9 protein-coding genes are annotated in these 25166 nt (G+C 56.7%); all 9 read right to left on the bottom strand.

The window, feature by feature from the left end:
* Positions 1–124: 124 nt before the first annotated feature.
* Positions 125–6580 (bottom strand): autotransporter-associated beta strand repeat-containing protein, encoded by a 6456-nt coding sequence (locus B9Z33_RS09420; protein WP_108286738.1) that lies wholly within the window; start codon positions 6578–6580, stop codon positions 125–127.
* 428 nt (positions 6581–7008) lie between these two features.
* Positions 7009–8703: a ShlB/FhaC/HecB family hemolysin secretion/activation protein gene (locus B9Z33_RS09415; RefSeq protein WP_108286737.1), complete on the bottom strand. Its 1695-nt coding sequence runs from the start codon at positions 8701–8703 to the stop codon at positions 7009–7011.
* A complete protein-coding gene (locus B9Z33_RS09410) occupies positions 8700–14051 on the bottom strand; it encodes a filamentous hemagglutinin N-terminal domain-containing protein (protein WP_108287080.1) in 5352 nt (1783 codons plus the stop codon). The genes B9Z33_RS09415 and B9Z33_RS09410 overlap by 4 nt, the downstream gene beginning before the upstream one ends.
* Positions 14052–14257: 206 nt before the next feature.
* Positions 14258–16585: a CHASE2 domain-containing protein gene (locus B9Z33_RS09405; RefSeq protein ID WP_108286736.1), complete on the bottom strand. Its 2328-nt coding sequence runs from the start codon at positions 16583–16585 to the stop codon at positions 14258–14260.
* Complete coding sequence (locus B9Z33_RS09400) at positions 16585–17937, bottom strand: FecR domain-containing protein (RefSeq protein WP_108286735.1); 1353 nt, start codon at positions 17935–17937, stop codon at positions 16585–16587. Before B9Z33_RS09400 ends, B9Z33_RS09405 begins: the two co-directional genes overlap by 1 nt.
* Complete coding sequence (locus B9Z33_RS09395) at positions 17934–18647, bottom strand: response regulator transcription factor (protein WP_108286734.1); 714 nt, start codon at positions 18645–18647, stop codon at positions 17934–17936. Before B9Z33_RS09395 ends, B9Z33_RS09400 begins: the two co-directional genes overlap by 4 nt.
* Positions 18648–18680: 33 nt before the next feature.
* A complete protein-coding gene (locus B9Z33_RS09390) occupies positions 18681–20465 on the bottom strand; it encodes a peptidase domain-containing ABC transporter (RefSeq protein WP_108286733.1) in 1785 nt (594 codons plus the stop codon).
* Positions 20458–22683 carry a calcium-binding protein gene (locus B9Z33_RS09385; protein WP_199220319.1) on the bottom strand — a complete coding sequence of 742 codons (2226 nt, stop codon included), beginning with the start codon at positions 22681–22683 and terminating at the stop codon, positions 20458–20460. The genes B9Z33_RS09390 and B9Z33_RS09385 overlap by 8 nt, the downstream gene beginning before the upstream one ends.
* The gene (locus B9Z33_RS09380; protein ID WP_108286731.1) at positions 22581–25142 is read right to left on the bottom strand and encodes a calcium-binding protein; all 2562 of its coding nucleotides are present in this window, start codon (positions 25140–25142) and stop codon (positions 22581–22583) included. Before B9Z33_RS09380 ends, B9Z33_RS09385 begins: the two co-directional genes overlap by 103 nt.
* Positions 25143–25166: the final 24 nt, after the last annotated feature.

Below are 25166 nucleotides of genomic sequence, written 5' to 3'. Positions count from 1 at the left end.
ATTGTCACATTTCAACGACAAATAGTGATCAATGGATCAATAAGTCAATTAATTCGATTAATTTAATTTATTTATAAAAAATCGATGATTTTGAAAGCTGAACATCAATCTATCCAAGCTGCTTTTACAAAGCCCGTGAAACCAGCGGAGAAACCAGCCGAGGCTCCATGCACAGCTGCACGCCCTCAATGGGCGTCGGCTTGCAAACACAAGAAGGCTCCACATCCTGCGCCGTTTTCAGAGGCACTTCGCTCACGCAAGCGGCCATGCCATCGGCGCGCTTAGAACTGGGGGTCACGCTGCCCGCATTGGCAATACCTGCACCTGCACCACCTGAACCAGCAGCAATGGCTGCCGAGCTGGCCCCCTCATCAAACCCCACCGCTGCACCGGCGCGCACAAGCACTTCCGACTGGATCACACGCTTTGCGCCGACGGTGTTGCCCACATCGAACCACAGCACCACCGGCTTCACCTGCGGCCGAGCAGGCTGGCGTTCCTCTGGCACATCGATGGGCAAGATGCTGGCCGTCGTCAGCGCCAAGGGGTTCACCAAGCGGTAATTGGTCCGGTCTGCTCCCAACAACTGCACGCCATTGACCGAGACCGTTTGATAGTTACCCACGCTGGCGGTCGCAAAAGAGGCACGGGTCCACTGGTCAGAAACCTGGTCACCCGCCAAAAACCCGCTCGTCGTCGACACCACCTGGGCGCTGACCGTGCCATCCACCCTCTTGTCAGCCGCCCAATAGCTGGCGGTGATCGGCTGTGCATCCACCGTCAAAACGCCTGCATTGCTGAAGCGGCCAGAGAAGTTGCCATTGGGCAAAGACAAAGGGCTGATCTCGGAAGTCGTGTACCGGTAATTGCCCACATTCAGGTAACCGCCTGTGGAATAGCTGGCCCCAGAGATGGCGGTATCAAACACCACAAAACTGCCCGTGCTGTCTGCCGCCTTCCAGCGGTTGGACGACAGACGCGTCAAATTCAGGCTGACCAAATTCGCACCGTTGCAAGCCAAGGCGGCATCAAGGCAGTAATAAGCCCCGACGGTGCCCGGGCTCGCCACGCCATCGACCGCAGCGCTTTGTTGGCCATAGGCACTGGTTTGGCTGTCCACGCGAATCAACAATTTGTCAGCGGGCACCACCGTCAGCGCCCCGCGAATCACCGACACGCTGTAGTTGCCATGGTTGGCAGTGGGCACAGCAGACAAGCCATACACACCGGTGTAGCTGCCCGCCGTGGGGTAGTCGGTTGCGCCAGAATACGTGCGTACACCCAAACCACTGAGCGCCGAGCTGGCCGACTCGCCATTCACAAAGCCGGTGTACGCCACGCCCATGTCAGGCGCTGCACTGGCCGACTGGGTCACAAACACGGCAGAGTCGTTCACGCGGGCCGTCAAAGCCACGGGGGTGATTTTGCCGATGGCACTGGTGCTCACAGCACCCGTTGCGCTCAGGCTGTAATTGCCCCAATCGCCCGTGCCATTGGCACGCGTGAGCTGGCCCACATTGGGCACTGTCGCCAAGGACACACCATTCACATTCGGGCTGTCAAAAAACCCAGCGCCACTCAAACCCAAGCTTTCGCCTGGCACCAAACCACTGAAACTCGCCGCAGAAATACGGGCCACCGCATTGCCGTCATACGGCTTGGCATCGACCGTGATACCGGTGACCGCAATGCTTTTGGGCGCAATGTTCAGCGCGCCATCGTTGTAGGTGGTGACGTAACCCAAGGCGCTCTTGCCTGCAATACTCTCGCTGGCGCTCAAGGTGTAAGTCCCTGCATTCACAGCATTTTGAGCTGCACCACTCCAAACTGCCGAAGACAAGGCACTCGAAAGAGAGTCTCCGTTTTTGAGACCCGTCGCGCCTGACTCCACCAAACCATTTCCACCACCAAAAGCAACGCCATCGTATGTTTTGCTGGCGTTGTTGACGTTGATCGAAAGCGTCGGGGCTTCGCGATAGACCGCGTACACGCCTGTGCCCAGCGCACTCGTGTAATTGCTCGCGAGTTCGTCACTGTTGTAGCGGCTGTTGCCTGCGACAATGCCCAAACCTGTACTGCCAGTCAGCGAACCCGTGTACAAAGTCGCACGCCCACTGGCGCCAACGCTCACACCGCCACTGCCCGAAAAGCTGATGTCTCCACCACTCGCAGTACCTGCCGAAGTGGCTTTGCCCGATGTCATGACAACTGCGCTGCTGGTAGCGTTGCTTGTGCCAACAGTTTGCGTCACAGTCAGGTGACCATCTGCAGCCAAATTGACTGTCCCGCCTGTCAATGCGACGGCATTAGCGATGGTCAAATCACTGCCCACGCCCGTGATGCTGGCGGAAAGGCTGCCCACACCGGAGATATTGTTTGCAATGGTTGTGTCCGCCGAACGCACATAACTCAAATTGGCGTTGTTGCTGAGCGTGACTGCGCCCGCACCCAACGTACCTGTGGCACCTGCATTACCCACTTGCAGCGTTCCACCACTCACCACCGTGGTGCCTCCATAGCTATTGTCTGCAGACAAAACAGTCGTACCAGTACCTTGCTGAATCAGCCCACCACTGCCACTGATCGCATTGGCGATTGTCAAAGCGTTTGAACGATTGAAAATCAGACTGGCATTGTTGACCACAGCACCCAAACCCAATGCACCACTGGTTCCTCCATCACCGATTTGCAAGGCACCGGCACTGATGGTGGTCGTGCCTGTGTAAATGTTGGCGCCAGTCAAAACAGTGGTTCCCGAACCCTCTTGCGTCAAATTACCTGCACCACTGATGGCATTGGCAACAGTCCATGTGCCCGATCTTTTGAATGACAAGTTCGCGCCACTGGCGACGCTTACAGCGCCAGCCCCCAAAGTTCCCGTTGTTCCTGAATGACCGATCTGGAGTCCACCCGAGCTAATAGTCGTTGTACCCGAGTAGCTATTGGTACCGCTAAGTATGGTTGTCCCAGTCCCAATCTGACTGATCTGCCCCACACCATTGATGTTTTGAGAAATTTCCAGCGTGTTGGAACGCTTGAAACTCAGTGCGGCCCCTACCGAAATAGCGCCTCCTACTCCCAATGTGCCCGTGGTGCCGCCGTTGCCCACCTGCAACATGCCACCATTGGCCGTGGTGCCTCCGGTGTATGTGTTTTCACCGGTCAATGTCAGGGTACCAGCACCAGTTCCTCCTCTTTTCCGGAGCATGCCCGTGCCCCCGATCACACCGGAAATCGTTCCCGCAGCAAGATTTTCCACCTGCAATTCACCACCCACGGTGATATTGCCTGCTGCGACCAAAGAAGTGCCGGAACCAACACCACTGGATGTCAAGGTGGTGTAGTTGAGTGCTGTGATGGTCGCAGAAGCATTGCTGATGTTGATGGCTGCATTCCCAACAGTGGCGTTGGTGTTTTCGCCCGCAATATTGATATTGCCCGTATATCCGGCCACGTTGGCAGACAGCGCGGCAGCGCCACTGATTTCAACACCGTTACCCGTTGTCCCTGCACCAAAAATATTGATATTGTTTTTGGCAGTGATGGCACGACCATCTGTCAACCTGACGCCCGCTGTACTGGAAGTGGATTTGCCTGCCCCTCGTGTAATGACGCCTGTCGCTGCATCAATATTTCCTGAGCCCAGCGTTGCACCTTGAGTGCCACCGGTGCCCGTGACAGCCGTTCCAGCACCCGTCGCCATGCCGGCGCCGGTGTTGTCGATGGTGATGTTGTGACCGGTAATTTTGGTTTCAGTGGTTAAAGCGCCACTGGTATACGTGCTCGCCAATTGGTTGCTAAGAACAATGCTGCCTTGATTGGATTGCACCAGAACGTTACCGGTTGCCTGCAGTGTCATGTTGCCATACAGAGAGGTACCCCATGAACTGGCCGCATTCGACACAACATTGATGGCTGTTGTTGCGGCGTTATTGGTTTCCCCCTGCAAAACAAGGTTCCCTCCTGCCACAGCCTGAAGCCCAGAAGCGATGTAAACCGCATTGCGGGTGTTGGCAGTGGATGCGCGGTTGTTACCACGCAAGGTAATGTCGCCACTGGCTGTCATGCTTGTCGCTTGGCCACCCCAACCACTGATTTCAAAGGTCAAACCAGTTCCAGAGCCTGCCCCCTGAACAGTCCCTTCAACACTGATATTGCCTGTTGCGATAAAAGTCGGAATGCTGGCATAGCGCTGAAAAAATACGCCATATGCCGTCCCGCCAACAGCTGTATTAACTAGACCATTGATCGCGATGTTTCTGCCTCTCCACGTCGTATTGGAGGCATTTTTGATATAGACACCCGTGCCGTTGGTTGCCGTGCCCGTGATCTTGATGTCACCGGCACTTGCTGCGGTGCCTTGCAACGCCTGCATCGTCAAAGAACTGTTTTGACCGAGGCCGACCGCCGTTCCTGTATTGGTGCCGGTAATCTTGCCTTCCATCGTGATTGAAGTGCCATTGTTGGCCGTGATAGAGGAACCGTCATAAGTGGACAGTGCAGTGCCGCCACCCGCCATTTGCCCAAATAGCGTCAAGGAGCCAGAATTGGCGGTGATTGTGCCCGCACGGAATGAAAATTGAGAGTTGGCCTCCAAGGCCCCCAAGGTCACAAGACCATCTGTCGTCACTGTGGCCGATCCACCGACGGCACTGATCCGCAAACCTGTCTCCCAGGCGGCATTGGAACCTTTGACGACCAACTTGCCACCGGCATTACCCGCATCAAACGAAACGTTGGCACCATCGCTGATTGTGGTGCCATAGGTCATCGCAGTGCTCTGAGCCAACGATGTACCGTTGATGAGGCTGTCACCCGTGGATTTGAATTTCACGGTCCCAAACATACCCACGCCATAGCTCTGCTGGGCGGTTGAGGTCGAAACACCTTGCACGGTATAAGAGCCTGCAGTGATCCCCGAACCGTTGTTGAACGTCACGCCAACGCTACTGCCATTGGTATTGACGTTGGTGCCAGAAATTGTCACCACCCCACCGTTGGCATCAATGAAGCTGTTAAGTACAAGACCTCTACTATCCGTTGCAACAGCCGCATTTCCACTGGCTGTCAAGGTCACATCCAGCTTACCTGTAGATGTAATGTCAGCGCTGGCTTTGCCAATGCGCTGGTGCACGGTGATGCCGTTGTCGGCCAGCAGGGTCAGGCTTGCATCACTGGCACCCGACTTGACGATGGCCGCGTTAACCAGAATATTGCCATCGCCAGTAACCGCGGCACCTGCACCCGTGCCAGCCGTGTCTGAGTAGGCAGGCTGATGAACACTGGATGTTGCCGTTGTGCTAACAGTGACACTTGTCCCAGCATTGAGTGCCGCAACAATAGCACTGGCTTTGATCTTGGAATAACCCGTTGTGGCAGCTGTTGCGTCGCCTGTAATGTCAATGTTGTCTGGGTCAAGCAACCAGTTAGACGCTTTGACCTGAAGATCATCAACTCTAAGATCATGGCCCGAGGTTTCAACAAAACCTTTTTGAGTCTCCAACAATGCGCCACTCACGTCTGTTACTTTCGCCAATGCGCCCGTCTCTTCATCGCGCCCGATGACAATGTCACCCCCCTTGCGCACTTGGCCCTTGTCGTCCGTGCCCGTGCTGTTGGCCGTGATGCTGCCATCCACTTTGATGGTGCCGCCGTCGACCAGCAGGTGCACCGCACCGCCCTGCTCGCCCGTCGTGTCGATGCTGCCGCTCTGAATCACTTGCGCGGCCGCCCGGTTCAAGGCCAGCGCCTGCATGTACACCTGCCCGCCCTCCGACACAATGCTGCCGCTGTTTTTCACGCTGGCGTTGATGTCGCCCGCCGTCAGTTCCAGCTTGATGCGGCCACTGCCGCTGAGAGGCACCTTGATGGTCTCTGCAGCACCCAATGCCACACCGCCTTTGGGCGCGATGATCTTGCCCTCGTTGCTCACGCTCGCACCCAGCAAGGCCACATAGCCGCCGGGTGACACTTCAATCGTGCCCTGGTTGACCACCCCGGCCGTGCTGCCGTTGCGTTGGTAAACCATGTTGCCCGCCATGAAATCGGCATCGGTGATGCCCAAGGTCGATGCGGTGAAGCTGCCTGCGTTCACGCTGCCGTCTTTGCCAAACAGCACGCCATTGGGGTTGACCAAAATCACATGGCCATTGGCCTGAAGCTGGCCAAAGATTTGGCTCGGGCTTTGGCCCACTACGCGGTTGAGCAGCACCGCTTGCGCATTGGGCTGCACCACATTCACTTTGGCAGCAGCGCCAATGTCAAAGCTTTGCCAGTTGATGGCCGCACGCTGGCTGGCCTGCGTGATGTTGAGCTGGTTCGCGCTTTGGGCCATGCTGGCCGCACCTTGCACCACAGCGCCGCCTGTAGGCAGCGCATTGGCCGCGGGCTGCGCCCAGGCCAAGCCCACAAAGACTTGCGACAAAAGCAAGGCCCCAGTGAACACACCCGCCGAGGCCAAAAACGAACTTCCAAACGCCGACTCGCCCGAGGACTTGCCTTGGCTGCAGGCGTGCTCTCCCACGGCGATGAGGCAGCCCAAGCGTTCTGAAAAGACAGTTTTAAAGCAGTTCGCGTTCATTGAAAATTCGACATCAACAAGAGCCAGCCCATTTCATGGGCGGCCTGAACGCCTTGAGATAACGACAAACTGCCAACTCACAGCGCTTTTATTGATTTTATTGGCAAATATTCAATATTGCAAACTATATTGTCAATTTGAGTGCAAAAAAAGCGCTTAATTTCAGTTAAATTTGTTTATTTGATGAATTCATGAATTTAATGCAAATGGATGGTTGACGTGGATACCCGCATGCGCGGGTATGACACTGGTCTCGTCACCCCCCGACTAGCCTGTGAATCGTCACCCCCGACCCATGACTCGTCACCCCCGACTTGATCGGGGGTCCATGCCTTCGGCTGCCGTGGGTACCCGCATGCGCGGGTATGACTCAGAAAAAGAAAAAGCCCGGACTGGCCGGGCTGGTGAAGGAGCGAGGGAAAAACCCGTCAGAACACGTAAGACAGGGCTGCCGACAAACGCCAGGGGTTGCGTTGAGACTCTGTCACCTGGCCTGCTTCGGCCAGCTTGTAGCCGCCGAAGCCCTTGGCCAAAGTGGCGTTGTAGTACCAGCGGCCCAAGTTGCCCGTCCACTGCGCACCCACCGCTTGCAGGCTATAGGTTGTGTTGAAGCCCCCATCCACATGGACCTTGTTGGGGCGAATCACCCCGGCGTCATAAAACACGCCGACCATCTGGCTGCTCGACAAGCGGCGGTTCAGCTCCAGCGAAGCCACCACACCTTGGTCGCCCACACCGTCGGCTGCGGTGTAAGCCCGCACGCCGTTCACGCCGCCCAACGCCAAGCGGTTGTAACCGTCCAGCGTGCGGGTGGCGGCCTGGGCATTGAAGCGGCCCACCCACTGCCAATTTCCGTCACGGCTCAAGTTGCGTTGCATGCGGCCGGACACGTTCAACTTGCCGTAACCGCCGGTCTCCACGTTGTAAGCCTCAGAGCCGCCCAAACGCGTGTATTCACCGGCTGTCACCGTCACGGCCAAGCGCGATGGCTCGCGGGCAACGCGCTCGTTGTCCATCGACCACGTCAAGCGCAACTGCGTTTCTTCGACCCGGCCAGTCTCGGAATCGTCCAGCGCCAAATGAGAAATCGTCTGGCGGCCACCGATTTCGGTCACGGTTTTGAACACGAAGCTTTTGTAGTTGCCCCACATGTGAGTGAGGCCTGCGCCCACCTCTTGCGAGACGCCCTTACTGGCTGTGTCGCCCCCCAAAATGGTGTGGCTGTCAGAGCGGCTGCCATAAATTTTCATACGCCCGGCATAGGCCTCGACCGGGCCTTCGTATTCGGCACGGCCATATCGCACGCCTTCAGACACCTGGGTCGTCAGGCTCAACAGTGCATTGGGCGTGAGGCCGCCCACACTCACCATGCCCATGACTTGGGGACGACCATAAGACTTCAAGCCGTAATTGTTGATTTGCACCACACCATTAGCCAGCTTGCCCGGCTCTGCAGGCAAAGCCGACACGTTGACCACCAAATCCACCAAGTTGGGACCGGCCGAGCGGATCACGATCTCCAGGCTCACGGGCAAATCGTAGCTGGCCGCCTCCAGACGCTGGTCCAAACCATTCGGGTCGACCACGTTGCCCGGCGCAAAGTCTTTAGCAAAGCGGGTGGTCAACAAGGCCTCATAACGCTTGGCCAAATCTTCGTCAGGCACAAACACCCGAACCGACTTGATGCGCGGCACCACCATGGTCACCACCAGCACATCGCCCCCCTCGCCCGGCTCGGAGTCGGTTTGGGCAAAGGCATACAAGCCACTCTCTTTGGCCTCGTCGTTGGCCCAAATCTTGAACTGGGCCAAGGCCTCAACCGAGACCGGCTTGCCAATGTTGTCTTGCCAATACAGCTTCAAGGCTGGGGCCAAAGCATCAAAATTGCGCACCTCTACCCGCACCAACTTGTCGATCGCCTTCAGGTCAGACAAATCGTCCGCCTCGGTCACGGCAGGTTTGTCGGCAGGCTTGGCCGGAACGGGGGCCGACTCGATGTTGCGCAGCAAAGTGCCGGGGTTCACCCCGGGTGACACCGCTGGTGCTTGCTGTGCCCACACGGGCACCGCGCCCAACACGCACATGCAAGCCAAAGTCACATCACGCCATACAAACTTCTTCATTTTTCTTCCTTGGTGGCAGCCACGCGCTTGGGCGCAAAGCAGATCTCGATGCTCGTGATTACGCTGGGCTGGCATTCACAATTTTCTGGGAACACGTCGGAGCACACCTCGCGGCTCTCGGTCACGGGTTTGTCATCCAGCACACCAGTCGCCGCGCCACTGCCGCCAAAACCAGACACCGCGCTCACACGACTGCCCGTATTATTGTTCACCGGCGATGGGGTGGGGTTGATGACCGGGTTCACGCTGGCCAGGATGTTGCCGGTCATGCGCGTATCGGGGTTGCCGGGCTTGCCCAGGGCCAAAATGTAATTGCTGGCCACCCCGCCATTGGCACCGTTTTGCAGGGTGTAGAAAGCGTTGACCGCTTTGTTGTTGCCCGCATTGGCGTCACTGAACGTGCCGGTGGCCGCCACACCCAAGGTTTCAGTGCCCACCAAATTGCTCAACGTGCCGGGGGTCACAGTTGCAGTGGTTGTGCCGTCGGCTGTTTTGGTGGCGACGGAGCCGGGAGCGATGGTCAACTGACGTTGATCGACCTTGTAGTCCCCTTTGACGTTGGTGAAGGAGTAGTTGGCGGCGTCAGCGCCGGTCAATCCACTCACGGACTGGATGCCTGCGTATGTGCCTGCATTGAGGTTACCGCTGCCACTGGTGTTGCCCGCTGTGGCGATGATCACAATGCCGGGAGTCACCACATCGCTACCAACCTTGTTGGTGAAGCTGGCTGTACCGGCAACCAAAGAATCACCGTAAGTGGTATTGCCTTGAGCAATCGAACCAGTCAGTGCTTTTTGGTTAATTGTCAAAGTTGGCAGCGCTCGAGAGGACGTCACGCTGTATGTGGAAGAAGTGGTACCGTAAGCAGTCCCACCAGCTCTCAATTTTTGCGCCGTGCTGAACGCAGCACCATCCACACGCAAAGTGTCAACCAGCTTGTCTGAACTCAAGTTAAAGGTGTTGTCCGCTTGACTCCAACTTAATGTCTTATCAGCATTGATGGCTTTGAGGGCAGTTTGTGCATCGGAATTAACAGTTGATTGTGAAACATCACCATAGGCCTTCACTGCATTGATTAGGCTATTTCCTGAAGCACTCAAATCCACCGCAATTTTTTCACGGTACATCACCTGCGTATTGGCACCGCCAGAAATAGTGTTAGCTAAAGCCGTGGCTGTATTGGATTGTGCGTTTTGAGCGTTAGCACCAGAAGCTGTTAAATAAAGCGTATTGAATGCGTTGTTGAGATCACTCATCTTGGCTGATCCAGCTACGCTACCTGTGTAAATATATGTTTTGCCACTGGCGTTAGTGATTTTGCCAAACGAATTCGACGTTGTAACTTGCCCCACAGTACCATCACCAGCTGCTTTTCCAAGACCCGCAGCGATCACAAGGTTACCTGTACCAGTTCGCTTAATCTCAGCTCCAATAGTCACATCCCCTTTGGCTTGAAGCGTCAGATTTTTTGTATCAGCGACAGTCAACGCCTGATCAACAGAAATATTGCCACCCGTTTGCAAGGTGATATTGCCTGTTTGTGATTGTGTTGTGGTTGCTACAGCAATACTAATTTTGCCAGCACTGGCTGTATCACCAATCACCAAATTACCTGCTTTAATTAGGTTCAATTCACCGTTATCAATGCCTAGAACTTGACTACCTAGCGTTGCATTCGGCCCATCTGGGGAACCAATCTTTATCTCATTGCCCGCTGTTGTCGTTTTAATGTTCACCGAACCATTGGGGCCAGCATCAACAAAAGTAGAGGGAACGTTGTTAATTAACAGGGTGTTAGCATTGATGTTGATATTTTTACCATCAGCCACTTTCAGACTGCCATTATTGACACCGTTAGCAGTAATCGCTACTGCACGTTGCGAAGCGGCTTTGGTTTCACCTTTGACAGTGATATCACCCGCAGTTGAATTCACAGCGTTTCGAATAAGTAAACCTTGAACGTTATTTGTATTTCCACTGTAACCCTCTAAATTGATATTAGAGTTAGCTGTGACCGTTCCTTGAATATCAGAACCACTACCACCGGTTGATCCAGTGCTGGTGCCTATGATGCTCACAGCATCATTATTTGATTTCACAGCACCTGCAGATATTAAGCCTGTTCCGCCAACCGACTTACCCGTTAAATTCACCACACCATCTGCAGTTAAGACAGCGTTGCTGCCGATGCCAGTTCCAGTGCCTGCAGCAACGCCCATGATATTGAGGTTGCCTGTGGCCGTGATCTTTCTTCCATCAATGCTGATGCCAGAAGTACCTCCAGTTGCGCTGCCAGAACCCGCAGTAATAACAGCGCCTGTTGTCGCATCGATACTGCCAGCGCCAACAATGTTAGTTGGGCCCGTGACCATACCCGCACCAGTGTTGTCAATGGTGATGTTTTTACCTTTGATGTCAGTGAGCGCAGTCAACAGATTAGGCGCTACACCACTGGTTAAGGTTGGGATGATACTGTTATTGAATACGATGCCGCCTTGGTTGGCTTGAATCAATACATTTTTAGAAGTAATAAACGATGTATTGGCTTGTAAAGCACTACCCCAGTCCGGAACACCAAGTTTCAAAGCAGTCCCCGAGTAGAAGCTCATCGCAGCAACCGCTGCATTATTGGTTTCCGCCTGCACAACAATATTGCCGCCTGCGCTTACTTGCATACCACCTGAAGCAGAAATTGCGGGTGATGCATTGCTATTCGATCCGCGATTGTTACCCCGTAAAGTGAAATTACCGCCTGCTGAAATCATCGGTGCCTGTGCACCCCATCCGCTTTCGCCCATCCTGACACCAGAACCACCACCACCACCTGTGAGTGTGCCGGTAATATTAATATCGCCTGTTGTTGTCTTTAAATCGGTTGCACTTGGGTAGCGTTGAAACTCCACCCCAACGCCACTCTTATTAGCTAGCGTATCCACGGTGCCAGTGATATTGATATTTTTATCTGCTGTTACGCTGTTTTTACCCCAAAAACGCACGCCAGCGGTCCCGGATTTGATCAATGAAGAGTTTGATGTGCCAGTCAGCGATACGCTGCCATTGGTAGCAGTAATGGTTGTGCCACCATTGCTACTTTGACTACCTACGCCTAAACCCTCATTGGTATTGGATGTGCCGTTGATCATGACGTCACCTGCGCTGGCGGTGACCTTAGCACCGTTATTAATTGCAGCACCAATATGGTTACTCGCGATGCCGGTAATTTCAACACTGGCGCCTTTGACCTGATTGCTAATAATCAGGCCCTGATAAAGACCCGCATCGCTGGTAGTGCCCTTGATAGTGGCTTTAGCCTTAGCATCAACGATACCTGCAATTCGAGTCCCCGACGACTCGTTTTGACCAGTTGTAGTAGCTGTGTTGATACCTGTACCCTCAATGTAAACATCGCCAGATGTTGATTTAACCGTCACATTTTGAACCTGAACGCCGTAATGACCATATGAGGTACCAATCAGTGAAACACTTGCTCCTGTTAAGTTACTGTTGATATTGATGCCTTGATAACCCGACGCATCAGTTGCTGCGCCTTTAGTGCCTTTGATGCTGAGCAAACCGTTGCTTGCAGTGATTGCACCAGTGGTCGTCACACCCACCCAGTTTTTACTGGTGCCTTCGAGCGTGACTTTGTCTGTCGCATTCAAGAGTGAAGCTGACTGAATACCGAAAGAGCTTTCAGATTTACCCGTGATGGAAATATTCCTCGCGGTGATGCCTGCTGCGGACTTGATATCGACACCAATCGCATTAGATGCACTGGCTGCACCAGAGTTATTGGTTTTCCCATTGAGGGTCACATCACCATTGGTATTGATGGCGGCGTTCAGGGTAATGCCTTGGCTGTTGGCTGCCAATGGTGCATTACCCAAGGCAGTCATTTCAACGTCAAGCGCGCCACTAGTCGAGGATATTTTCTGATTAACTGTGATTCCGTTATCGGCATTCAGTGTCAGCTTGGTTGCCGGAGTGCCAGTTTTTGTGATGGCGGCACTCACCAATATATTGCCATCCCCAGCTGCTGCGGAGTTGTCACTAACGCCTGTTTCCGAACCTGTTGTATTGATGACAACATTAGTGGAGTTTAATGCAGTTGAAATAGCAGTAGCACTGATTTTTGAATAGCCAGCACTCGCAGAAGCGGCATCGGTAATTTCAATATTGTCAGGGTCAAGCAACCAAGTGCCTGCGTTGATTTTGATGCCATCGACCGCTAATAAGTGGGCTGATGTTTCTACAAAACCACCTTTGCTCTCAATGGTTGACCCACTGACATCCGTTGACTTGGCCAGCACACCCGTCACTTCATCACGACCAATGATGATGTCGCCGCCCTTCTTGCCCGCCCCTGTGCTGTTGGCGGTGATGCCGCCATCCACCTTGATGCTGCCCCCATCGGCCAGCAGGTGCACTGCACCGCCTTGTACGCCCGTGGTGTCGACGCTGCCGCTTTGCAGAATTTGCGCCGCCGCCCGGTTCAGCGCCAGGGCTTGCATGTAGACCTGGCCGCCTTCGGTGACGATGCTGCCGCTGTTGCTCACGCTGGCGTTGATGGCGGCGGGAGTCAGCTCCAGTTTGATACGACCTGTGCCGCTCACGGGCACTTTGATGGTTTCACCTGCGCCCATGACCACACTGCCGCCGTTGGTCGTGATGCTGCCTTCGTTGCTGACGGTAGCGCCCAGCAGGGCCACGTAGCCGCCGGGCGCTGTGGTGATGTTGCCTTGGTTGACGATGCCGGCCGTGCTGCCGTTGCGCTCGTACACCATGTTGCCCGCCATGAAGTTGGCGTCAGAGATGTTGAGGGTGGATGCGGTGAAGCCGCCGGCGTTGACGCTGCCGTCTTTACCAAACAGCACGCCGTTGGGGTTGACCAAGATCACATGGCCGTTGGCTTGCATTTGGCCAAAGATCTGGCTGGGGGTGTTGCCCACCACGCGGTTGAGCAAGACCGACTGGGCGTTGGGTTGGTAAACCTGCACACGGGCTTGGCTGCCAATGTCAAAGCTTTGCCAGTTGATGGCGGCACGCTGGGTGGACTGTGTGATGTTGAGCTGGTTGGCACTTTGCGCCATGCTGGCCGCGCCCTGCACCACGGTGCCGCTGGTGGGCAGTGCGTTGTTGGCCGGGGCGGCCCAAGCTAGGCTGACAAATGCAAACCCGGCAGTCAGGGCGGCGATGTAACCCAGCGTGGCCGATGCGCCAGCCCCCCCGCCAGCCCCCCCGCCGGAGCCTGCGCCGTTGGCCTTGCCCTGGCTGGTGGCGTGTTCGCCAACAGCCACCAAAGTGCCCAGGCGTTTGGAAAATACGGTCTTGTAACTGCGTGCGTTCATCTGAAACCCCAAGAATTTGATACCAAAGACATCAAAAGTCTTTGCCTGGGTGATTGTCAGAATTAACGTCAGTTTTGGTTCTTAACTAAGCCTAAATGGCGTTTTAAATTTATTAAAACGTCAAATTTATCAATTGATGGTTTTGTTGTTATTACCTTGCGACATTCGCTGCGGGCCAAGCTCCCCAAAGGGAAAGCGGCAAAAAATCAGTTTTGGCCGAATGGCTTGGAGATGGGCAGTTGCAGGTGCACCTGTGCCTGGGTGCCGGGGGTGGTGGGCAGCTCAAACTGGATATGGCCCTGGTGTTTGCGGACCACGGTTTTGACGAACGACAAGCCCAGCCCAAAGCCTTGCGAGGCCATGTGTCGGGGTTCGGCGGTGTCGGTGGGCTCACCCACCTGGTTGGTGATGACGATGTGCACCATTTGGCCCAGCGAGGCCATGGGCATGGTTTGCCCAGAGGCCATATGGTCGGCGTCGTGGCTCAGAGCAATGTGGATTTCTGTGCCGCGTTGGCCATAACGCACCGCGTTAACCAGCAGGTTGACCAGCATGCGGGTGAGCAGGCGTTGGTCGGCCATGACAAATTGGGGCTCGTCGTCAAAGCTTTGCACGAGTCGCATTTGGCGGCTTTGGGCCAGGTCTTTGACTTGGTAGATGGCGTCGTCAACCACGCTGTCGACCAGGGTCTCCACCAGTTGGTACTCCTGCGCCTGCGCTTTGATGGAGAAGATGAAGTCGTCCATCATGTTGAGCAGCGTGTCTGCGTGGCGGTAGATGTTGGCGGCGGTTTGCGGGGTTACGGTGCCCGTGTTGCCAGCCCCTGCCCAGCTTTGGCGGCTGAGCGAGATGATGGACGCGATGGGCGTGCGCATGTCGTGCGAGAGCAGTTGCAGCGTTTGTTCGCGTTGCGCCTGAAACTGGCGCATTTGAGTGATGTCGGTCAGCGCAAAAATCCACAGCCCGCTGTCTTCGGTTTGAGGCAGTTGCGCCACCCGAAAGATGTAATAGCGGATGGTGCCATTGGTGTCCACACCGCTGACATAGTGGTCTTGGCCGGTGAGCTGGTTGAGGTCATGGGTCTTGTGCATGCCCAAATAAAACATGAGCGGCAAGAGCGGCTGGCCAGTTTGCAGCAGGCCCGCTGGAATGTCTTGGTGCATGCGCGGGCTGACCAGCACGATGCGTTGCTCGGCATCGGCCACCAGCATGGCGGTGGGGATTTCACTGACGATCCGGTTCAAAAACTCCACCCGCTCACTGGCCACGCCAATGGCCCGGTCGAGCAGGCGCGAGTATTGCAGCACGGTGTCGCTGGCAAAGTGACGCAGCTTGAGGCCCCCGGTGATGAGGGTTTTGCGCTGGTGCTGGACTTTTTCGAGCTTGGCCGCTCGGTCGCCCATGAAGTGGACGATCATTTCTGTGCGCCGCCAGGCCCAGGCGGGTTTGACAAAACCAATCGCCAGCAGGCACAGGCCGGGGTCAAACCAGGCGTCAGCCGCCAGCAACAGCACAAAGCTGACAAGCAAGGCCGAACCCGCCGTGATCAGGGTGACCACAAATTCGGCCAAGGGGCTGAGCACCAGCAGGGCTATGAGCACCGAGAGCAAGGCCCACAGACTGAGCGCCCACTGCGCCCATACGGGCACCGGGCTGATGAGGTTGCCGCGCAGGATGTCATTGAGCAAGTTGGCGTGCAGCATGACGCCCGGTGTGCCCGAGCCTTGGCGACCCGAATAGATGGTGGGAAAGTGGTCGCCCAAGCTGGGGGCGACGGAGCCGATCAGGACGTATTTGTTTTTCAGGACTTCCAGCGGGAAGCCTTCCGACAAGGCGTCGGCGAGCGAGACGGTCGGAAATCCGATCTCGGGGTCCACCAGGTTGAAGCGCCGGTAGGCCCCATGCGACAGGTAGTTTTGGACGGGTTGCCCCGAGACGGCCAGTGCCAGGTGCGGCAGCGCCCCTTCCTGCAAATAGGCGCCACGAGAAAACCCATCGTTTTCAAAGGTGACGTTGATGTGCGCCAGGCCTTTAGCGGCGTCAATCAGGGTGGCCTGGGGTTTGTGCACGACAAACGGGGCCACAGCATTGACGCGGGGCTGCTCGACCGCCAAAAAGGCGTTGTGCCTGCGCATTTGTGCGGCCAGCTCGGCGTCGCTGGGGCTGGGGTCGGGAAAGAGGATGTCAAAGCCGATGGCTTTGGGCTGGTTGCCGGTATCGGCCAATTTTTTCAACAAGTCGGCATACACCACGCGCTTGAGGGGCCAGCCGCCCAGCTCGTCCAGGCTGGCGTCGTCCACGCCAATGATGACGATGTCGTTGGAGGGCAAGGGGGCACGCCAGCGGTGGAACTGGTCGTAAATGACGTGCCCGGGGGCTTTGCCCCAGTCCATGAAAATGAACAGGCTGAGGGTGCTGAGTGCCAATACGGCCACGATCACCCATTCGAGGTAAAAGCGCCGCTCGTCTCGGGTGTACTGGCGCTGGCTCCATTTGGGCCAGACGTCTGTCAGAACCGACAGGGGGGACTTCATCAGTCGGTACCGGGGATGGCCACCAGTTCAAACTGCCCGTTGATGCCCGCCTTCATGGCGGCAGAGACTTCGTGCTCGATGCGCCAGCGGTAGACCCCTGAAGGCAGGCCGCGAAACACCAGCAAGTTGTTGTCAACCGCCTGGATCGGGCCGTTGAGCAGTTCGAAGACCTGGCCTTGTGCATCCACTTTTTGGAACAACAAGTGCGGCTTGATGAGCCCCAAGGTGTTGAAGGGCACGTTGCAGCGCCAGTGGTCTAGGCGTTTGTAGCCTTTGCAGATGGCGTAGTCTTGGGCTTGCCCCATCAGGCCAGAGGCCGAGATCGATGACCATTGGTAAAACACGGGTTTGCTGCCCAACTCCGAGGCAAGCACTTGGGCTTGGGTGGGCTGGGTTTGAGAGACCAGGGCGCTGAAGTTGGCGTCATCTGCGGTGATGAGCAAAAAACGCTCGGCTTGCGCTGCGGCATCAAATTTGAGCAGCAGGTCTTTGCCGCCCGCTTGGGGCTCGACGCTGGCGTATCGAGGCGGAGACAGGAGTTTTTCAATGTCCTGTGATTGGCCGCTGGCCGTGATGGCGACGCCCTGACCGGCTTCGGTGCGCTTTTCGGTTTTCTCTAGCTCGCCGCGAGCGCCCACCACGCCGACTTTGACTTCGACCTGGCTGGTGCGTTGTTTGGCATCAAAACCCACACGGAATTCCGTGCCCCGCACACCGGCCACCGATGTGGGGGTGAGCACTTCGAAGGGGGCATCGCCGGTTTGGCGCTTTTTAGGCACGTCGATTTCCATGCGCCCGTCGAGCAGTTCAACTTTGACTTCTGGCGAGGTCTCCAGTGAGTTGCGGCGCAGGGTCTTGATCTGGATCACCGCACCGGACATGAGGCGCAGGGTGGATTCGTCTTCGAGCGTGAGGGCAAACTGGCAGCCTGCCGGAATGCGCAAGACAGCGCCCTCGCCCAACACGGTGCCAGTTTTGATGGGGGTGGCGGCGTTGCCATCGATCTGGATGACGGTTTTGCAGTTGAGCCGGGACACGGTCGCTGTGGCCGGTGTGTGCTTGAGCAGGCTGCGCGGAATTTTGATTTTGCTGCCCACCGAAATGCGGTTGACATTGGGGAACCGATTGGCCTGGACCAACTGTTTCAGCGCATCCGGGCCTTGCATGTGCCGGTTGACCAAGCCCAAGAGGCTGTCGCCCTGCTGCATTTGGTAAATCAGGTGCCCGGTGTCGGGCACGGGGTCTGATGCGGTTTGTGCCCACAAGGGGCTTGCACCTGCCAGAGCCAAGGTCAGCACACGGGCAACGCAGCGACTGGCCTGCGAGGCCCGTGTGGCGTTCAGACGGGTCATGTGGTTCCCCCTTCGGGTTGCGACATTTTCATGAGTCGGTAGCCAAACCCGTGCACCACGACCAAGCGGACGTTGTCGGCATTGGCACCAATGTTGAGCTTGCGCCGTATCCAAGAAATGTGCACATCGAGCGTGCGCGAAAGTGCGTCTTCTTCGCGGCCCCAGATGTCTTTCATGATCCGGTTGCGGGCAATCGGACGGTCTGGGTTTTCAAACATCAAGCGGCTGAGTTCGTATTCTTTTTCGGTCAGCACCACGGGCTCGCCGTCTACCCGCACGATGCGCTCAACGTGGTCAAACACGTAACCGGGCAACAACTCGCCGCCCAAGCTCATGGGGGCTGGTGGTGCCGTGCGGCGCTGCAAAGCGGACAAACGGGCCATGAACTCGAAAGTGCGCACAGGCTTGGCGCAGTAGTCGTCGGCACCGGCGTCCAGCGCTTGCACGATTTGCTCTTCGGCGTTGTTGCTGGTCAGAAAAATGATGGGCGTGGTGAGTTTGAGTGTTTCACGCAGGTGCTGCAGCACCTCCATGCCGTTGGGACCCGGCACATGCCAGTCGAGCACAAACATGTCAAACGTGTCTTTGAGCAGGCCACGCATCATCTGATGCCCATCCACAAAATGCGCAACGGTGTGCCCGGCCTCGGTCAGGAGCGCCTCGACTTCATGGGCCAGCGTAATTTCGTCTTCTAACAGAGCAATGTGCATAGGAATCTATTCAGAATCAATTGAGCATTTTAATCAGGACACCAGCAACTTGGCCGTGGGGCCGTCGGCCAGCAACTGGCCTTGGTCCAGAACGACCAGCCGCTGGGTGATGGCCAGCGCTGCTGCGCTGTGGGTGACCATGATGAGGGTCACATCGGTCAGGGCGGCTAGGCGCTCGACGATGGTTTTTTCGGTTTCGGTGTCCAGGCCCGTGGTGGGCTCGTCCAACAACAACAAGCGGGGGCGCGTGGCCAATGTGCGGGCCAAGGCCACCTTTTGGCGCTGGCCACCCGACAGGTTGGCCCCGTACTCCTCAATAGGCAAGTCCAGCCGCAGTGCACCCGAAGCCAAGTCGGCGTCAAGACCCGACATGTAGACGGCGTGGGCCAGTGCGTCCATGCGCTCTTGGGGCGTGGCATCGTCAGGCAGGTTGAGCAAGATGTTGGATTCGAGCGTGCCCGCCAACAGCGGCGCTTCTTGCGGCTTGAAAGCCAGCCAGGTCACACGGTCATGCGTGGCGATGCTGTGCAGCTTGGCGTGATCCACCCGCACCTCGCCTTGCATGGGCTGAATGGCTCCGGCCAAGATGCGCAGCAAGGTGGACTTGCCCGAACCGGGACGCCCCAGCAGACCCACGCGCTCACCGGGCTGAATGGTCAGGTTGAGCTCGCGCAGCGCGGTCTGGCCGTTGGCATAGCGGTGCACCAACTGGTGTGTGGCGATGTGGCCGCGCACCGTGCCTGGTGGGCGGCGCAGGGTGTCGATGACGGCGCTGGATGCTGGAGTGCTTTGGGGGCCGCTGGCTGCGCTGAGGGTGGGCAGTGCATCGCCCTGCCCCGGCGCAGCTTGCAAATAAGGTGCCAGCTGGGTCATGGACTGGCGCAGCTCTGTCCAGCGGCCCAAGGCCAGCAAGACCTGGCCCACGGTGCCCAGCGTGCGCCCACTGAGCATGGACACAGCAATGAGCGCCCCCACGGTGATGTGCTGCCCAAAGATCAAATAAGCGCCCACCACCAACAAGCTGATGTAGCTGAGCAAAGACACCGCCATTTGCCAATGCGTTTGCAGCACCACCGACAAACGCAGCTTGCGAGATGCGCGGGCGAGTTGCAACGACGTTGCGCCAAAGCGCTGCTGCATGCGGCTACCGGCATGGCTGGTGCGCAGAGTGTCCAGCGACGACAGGGTGTCCGTCAGCAGGGCCAGTTTGGTGGCCTGCTCGGTGTTGACATCGCGGGTTTGCGCGAGCGTGCGGTCTTTGAGCCACTGGCCCACCAGCACATACAAACCCACCCAAACCAGCACCACCATCAGCAGCGGCCAGGCGATAACACCAATGACCAGCAACACCAGCACCAAAAACGGCACATCGGCCATGGCCAGCAGGTATTGCGACGAGAAAAAGTCTCGCGCCGAAGCGAGGTCACGGTAGAGCGTGAGAAACCGCGCCGCCATGCCCGGCTGCGCCCCGCTGCGGGCCGAAGGCTGCAGCAAAGCGGCAAACAGGCGCTGATCGATCAACTGGTCCACCGCCATGGCCACGCGCTCGATGTCGCGCACACGCAAGGTGCGCAAACACAGCTCTATGGCCAGGTACAAAACGACGCCAATGGCCAAAGCCCAAAGCGTCTCGAACACACCGTTGTGCACCACCTTGTCGTAAACCAGCATGCCAAACAACGAAGGCACGAAAACGCCCAGGTTGATGAAGAAACTGGACAAAGTGAGCCAACCCAAGCGGCCACGCAACACAAAGCCCAGCCAGGACTTGAGGCTGGAGAGGTCGGGGGGGATGGGGGATGCTTGGGTCTCAGACATAGGAAAAATTGACCTGGGCAATCAGGTGTGAGGCAGCCAGGTCGGGGTTGCTGTAAAACTTAATGCTTTGACCTTGCGAGACAGAGACCCCCGATTCAACGGCCACAGTGTATGAGTCGTTTGAGCCAAGTCGCAGCGTCAAAACGCTGCTGGCGCTTGCTCCCACCAATTGCTGCACCCCCGCACTGCTCAGCGTAACCGAAATACCACCCGTGGTGTCGGTCAACACATCGAGTGTCTCGAAATTGGTGGCTTTCAAACTGGTCAAGTCTAAGGCGGCTGTTGCTGTGCCTTTGTACACCTGCAACATGTCACTCCCTGTACCGCCGTCTAGGTTGACGGTAGCCGACCCGAGCGTGTCTTGGCTGATGATCACCGTATCGTTGTCTGCACCGGCATTGATGCTGTCGTTCACCAAGCTGGTATTGCCCGTTCGGGCATCGAGTGTATCGGCACCTGCACCGCCAATCAATGTGTCGTTGCCGTCGCCGCCAACTAAGCTGTCGGTGCCTACACCACCGTCTAAAGAATCGTCACCGACTCCCCCAAAAACTGTGTCATCGCCATCGCCCGCAACAACCTTGTCATTGCCCGCGCCGACATCGATCACGTTGGCTACTGTGCCAGTGGCTGTCACGCTGTCGTTGCCGATACCTGTCTTGATATTTTCGATACCACCCAAGGTGTCTGTACCGTGTGTACCCGCATTGACTGTGGTGTTGCTCGTCGCGTCCAAAGCCACCGTCAGGCCTGTGGTCGAGCTGCTGTAGTCCACCGTGTCTGAGCCATTGCCGCCCATCAAGGTGTCATCGCCCAAACCACCGATTAAGGTATCGTTTCCCAACCCACCCGTGATGCTGTCATTGCCGTCGAATCCACTCAATGTGCTGGCCGTGTTACTGCCAATGATCACGTTGTCCAACGCATTGCCGTTGCCCACGTTGGCGGTCCCGGTCAAGGTCAGGTTCTCGATGTTCGCGCCCAAAGTCCAATTGACGGCGCTTTCGATGGTGTCTGTGCCCTCTGCTGAATTTTCAGTGACCAAGTCTGTAGCGCTGTCCACTTTGTAGTAGTCGTCCCCTGCGCCACCGGACATGCTGTCGTTGCCAGTGCCACCGTCCAAAGTATCGTTGCCTACACCGCCGAACATGGTGTCGTTCCCACCGCCGCCCGAAAGAGCGTTGTTGCCGCTGTCTCCGGTCAAGGTGTCAGCGGCAGAGCCGCCTGTCAAGTTGGTGATGCCTGAGAGGACATCGCCTGCAGCGTCGCCTTCCGTCCCCAGTCCTGTGGCCAATGAAACGGTCACTGCCGCTGCCGCTGTCGAATATGAAGCCGTATCGATACCGCCACCTCCGACAAATGAGTCATTGCCTACACCACCAATTAGGCTGTCGTTGCCTTTGCCACCGATGAGAGTGTCGTTGCCATCCAGTCCGTACAAGGTATTGCCAGCGTTGTTACCCTGGATGACGTTAGCATCAACGTTTCCTGTCCCTGTCAATGCCGCAGTCCCGATGAGCGTGAGATTTTCAACATTGGCTACCAAGGTGTAACTGAATGAGCTTTGCACCAAGTCTGTGCCAGTGCCTGCGCCAGACGCTTCGGTAACCATATCGCCTGAGTTGTCCACGATGTAGGTATCGTCTCCAGTCCCGCCGGCCATGCTGTCGATGCCTGTGCCTCCGTCCAGCGTGTCTTTGCCTGTGCCCCCCGTCAGGGTGTCGTTGCCATCCAACCCGCTCAGGCTGTCACCGTTGTTGTTGGCGATCAGTACGTTGTTCGAGGTGTTGCCTGTGCCAAATGTGGCCGGCCCCGTCAGGGTCAGGTTTTCCAGGTTGGTACCCAAGATGTAGTTGACCGAGCTTTGCACCGTGTCTGTGCCTGGGCCAGACACTTCAGCCACCACATCGTTTGTGCTGTCCACGATGTAAGTGTCATTGCCCGCTCCTCCGGCCATGCTGTCGGTGCCTGTGCCCCCGTCCAGCGTATCGTTGCCTGTGCCCCCGTCCAGCGTGTCGTTGCCAGCGCCCCCGCTTAGGCTGTCACCGTTGTTGTTGGCGATCAGTACGTTGTTCAGCTCATTGCCTGTGCCACTGGTGGCCGTCCCCGTCAGGGTCAGGTTTTCCAGGTTGGTACCCAAGATGTAGTTGACCGAGCTTTGCACCGTGTCTGTGCCTGGGCCAGACACTTCAGTGACCACATCGGCTGTGCTGTCCACGATGTGGGTGTCATTGCCCAACCACCGGCCATACTGTCGGTGCCCGTGCCCCCGTCCAGCGTGTCGTTGCCTGCGCCCCCCGTCAAAGTGTCATCGCCAGCGCCACCGGTCAGGCTGTCGCTGTTACCGTTACCTACAATGGTATTGGCCAGCTCATTGCCTGTGCCACTGGTGGCCGTCCCCGTCAGGGTGAGGTTTTCCAGGTTATCACCCAAGGTGTAGTTGCCCGAGCTTTGCACCGTGTCTGTGCCTGCGCCGAACGCTTCGGTGATCACATCGGTTGTGCTGTCCACGATGTACGTGTCATTGCCCGAACCACCGGCCATGCTGTCGGTGCCTGTGCCCCCGTCCAGTGTGTCTTTGCCTGCGCCCCCTGTAAGGGTGTCGTCGCCACTCAAGCCACTCAAGCTGTTTCCGTTGCTGTTGGCGATCAGTACGTTGTTTGAGGTGTTGCCTGTACCAGATGTGGCCGTACCCGTCAGGGTGAGGTTTTCCAGGTTGGTACCCAAGGTGTAGTTGAGTGAGCTTTGAACCATATCTGTGCCTGCGCCGGGCGCTTCGATGACCACATCACCTGTGTTGTCAACGATGTAGGTGTCGTTGCCTGCACCACCGATCATGGTGTCGGCACCTGCGCCGCCGTCGAGTGCGTTGTTACCGCTGTTGCCGGTGATCGTGTTGTCCAGTCCGTTGCCTGTGCCGTTAAGGTTGTCCGTGCCGGCCAATTCGAGATTTTCCACATGGGCTGACAAGGTGTACGTCACCGACGCCTTGATCAAGTCGGTTCCAGATTCGGCACCTGATTCTTCTCTGACCACATCACCTGTGTTGTCGACGATGTATATATCGTTGCCTGTACCGCCGATCATGGTGTCGGTACCTGCGCCGCCGTCGAGTGTGTTGTTGCCGCCGTTGCCGGTGATCGTGTTGTCCAGTGCGTTGCCTGTGCCGCTGAGGTTGTCCGAGCCCGTGAGGGTGAGGTTTTCGACGTTGGCGCTCAAGGTGTAACTCACAGACGCTTTCACCAAGTCGGTGCCTGCGTTGGCTGCTTCGATCACAACATCACCCGTGTTATCAACCACATAGGTGTCATGGCCAGCGCCGCCAGCCATCACATCGGTCCCTGCGCCGCCATCCAAGGTGTCATTGCCACTTCCAGCTACAACATTGTTGTTGCTGTTATCCCCCAAAATTTTGTAGCTGTACCCATACGCCGACAAGAAAATTTTGGTGTTGCTATTGCCGTCAAGCTGAACGGTATCTTCGATATTCTTGAGTTCGCCGTAGGTGAATGTGAGGGGTGCGCGGCCTTGTTCCAGTTCTGCACCTTTGTCATCCAGGTATTTCACGCCCAACTGGAAATCAGTCTTGTTGATCGTGGTGCCCAAATCGGCCACCGTCCATTGAATGGCCAAACTCAGATCAGTGAGGCTTTTGACGGCAATCGTCATGCTGGAGCCAGAAAACGTTTGACCTGAGATCTGGAAACCTGCAGGCAAAACCGTACCTTGTGGCAATTCAAAACGGATGCTGCTCGCATTCAGAACACCGGGCATGACGAGCGTATTGACGGCCAATCCACCCGGTTGAAGAGCAACCGGGTCGGTGCCTGTCACATGCACTTGCAGAGGGTCATCGGGCAGCATTTCGCGCAATGCCGTCTGGCTGAGCCCCTTCAGGACTTCTTTGCCTTGTTCTTTCGATTGAATTTTGTCTACGGCAAGCACGTTGGAGATGACGTTCTCTTGCGCTCCATACAAGCCCCTGAGGGTGCTTGTGATTTTGATGTTGGAAACGCTCCCGGTGTCGGTGTTGTTGCTCGTGAACTTTTCCACCTCCGGCTGCGGCGGCGACCCCGGCGATGGCGACGCAAATTTGTTTTCGCTTTGTGGCGTGATTTTTTGAACGCCTGTGCCGGTGCTGGGCCCTGAACTCGTGTTGCGGGATTCGTCTGTGGCGTTGGTCAAGCTGGCTGTGCTCAGGGTTTGCAGCACTTTTTCGAGCTGTTTGCTGGTCTCGGTCAGCTGGCTCATGGTGTCTTGCAGTTCTTTGCCCAGACCAAATGCATCGCCCGTGATTTTTTCGGCCACGGCGGGGCTGGCGTCGCCAGACTTCAGGCGAAAGCTACCGCCTTCCACGGGCTTCAAAATACCGAGCTTTTTAACCTGGTCGGCAGCGGTGATGCTGTCGCCCCCCAAAAAGACAATCTTGCTTTCGGGTTGTGTGGCTGCTTGCAAAGCGCCTTGCTGAAGGATGATTTTTTCGCCGCTGGTGGTGGTCAACACCAGATCCAGGTCCACCGATTCAACCGATTGAATGGTTTGCGCATTGACCGGGATTTTGAATTGCGGTGCAGCCCCATCCACCGAAGTCGCGTTGATCAAGCGGGCTTCTCCCCCGGGCTTGGGCTGGGCGGTGGTGGATGCTGTGGCAGATGGAGGCAACGTGGTGTTCGGCATGGGCAAGCGGTGTCAGTGGTTCAG

It is taken from the genome of Limnohabitans sp. T6-20 (assembly GCF_003063505.1).
Classification (GTDB): Bacteria; Pseudomonadota; Gammaproteobacteria; order Burkholderiales; family Burkholderiaceae_C; genus Limnohabitans_A.
This window is presented reverse-complemented; position numbering and strand designations above follow the sequence as displayed.